The sequence below is a fragment of the Acinetobacter sp. 228 genome, from assembly GCF_048147885.1.
Genome location: NZ_JAYWYV010000490.1, coordinates 1 through 1,122 on the forward strand (window position 1 = coordinate 1; position 1,122 = coordinate 1,122).

At 39.2% G+C, this 1,122-nt stretch carries 2 protein-coding genes; both read left to right on the plus strand.

Going from position 1 to position 1,122, the window contains the following annotated elements; all coding sequences use genetic code 11:
- The coding region (locus VXQ92_RS20115) for a DUF3418 domain-containing protein (RefSeq protein ID WP_416682975.1) at positions 1–177 on the plus strand (177 nt) is incomplete at its 5' end.
- Positions 178–272: 95 nt separating this feature from the next.
- On the plus strand, positions 273–1,122 hold an 850-nt coding region (locus VXQ92_RS20120; protein WP_416682974.1), incomplete at its 3' end, for a beta-ketoacyl-ACP synthase III.

The window sequence follows — 1,122 nt, forward strand, 5'->3', positions numbered from 1 at the left end:
GATGTCGATCCATGGATGGACAAGGTATTTAAGTTCAAAAATGATCCAAGAATCAAAGAATTGTATTTGATGCTGGAAGAATTACGTATTTCTTTATTTTCTCAACCGATGAAAACCAAGATGCCTATTTCGCCAACTCGACTGCAAAAGTTATGGGATCGTTTGGGAATCAGTTAAGATAGATCGGGGTCTGTTTATGCTGTTGTTTAGCCTACAACGCAATTTATAAATGAAAGATTAACAGACCCTATTCACTTTTTTAGGAGTTTTACATGGGCATTCGTATCACAGGTACTGGGTTATTTCACCCAACAGAAATCATTTCTAATGAAGAACTGGCCGACAGTTTAAATGCTTATGTGGAACAATATAACCAAGAGAATGCAGAGAAAATTGCAGCAGGCGAGCTAGAAGAATTACGTGGTTCAAGTGCTGAATTTATTGAAAAAGCTTCTGGTATTAAGCGCCGTTACGTGATTGAAAAATCGGGTATTCTTGATCCAACACGTTTACGTCCGCGTTTGTCTGAACGTTCAAATGATGAACTTTCAATTCAAGCAGAGTGGGGCGTTATTGCTGCAAAACAGGCAATGGAAAATGCAGGTGTAACTGCTGAAGATATCGATGTTGTGATTTTGGCGTGTTCAAATATGCAGCGTGCTTATCCGGCTGTGGCAATTGAAATCCAGTCGGCACTTGGTATTCAAGGTTATGCTTACGACATGAACGTTGCGTGTTCAGCTGCTACTTTTGGTTTGAAACAAGCGGCAGATGCAATTCGTTCAGGTGCTCGCCGTGTTTTATTAGTGAATGTTGAGATTACATCTGGTCACCTAGACTACCGTAACCGTGATTGTCACTTCATTTTTGGTGATGTGGCGACCGCTTCTATTATTGAAGAAACCACTACTAAAACTGGTTTTGAAATTTTAGATATTCATTTATTTACTCAATTTTCAAATAACATTCGCAATAACTTTGGTTTCTTAAACCGTAGCGAAGATGCAGTGGTTGACGACAAGTTATTCCGTCAAGATGGCCGCAAAGTATTTAAAGATGTTTGTCCGTTGGTGGCAAAAATCATTAATGCGCAGTTGGAAAAAATGCAGTTAACTGCAAACG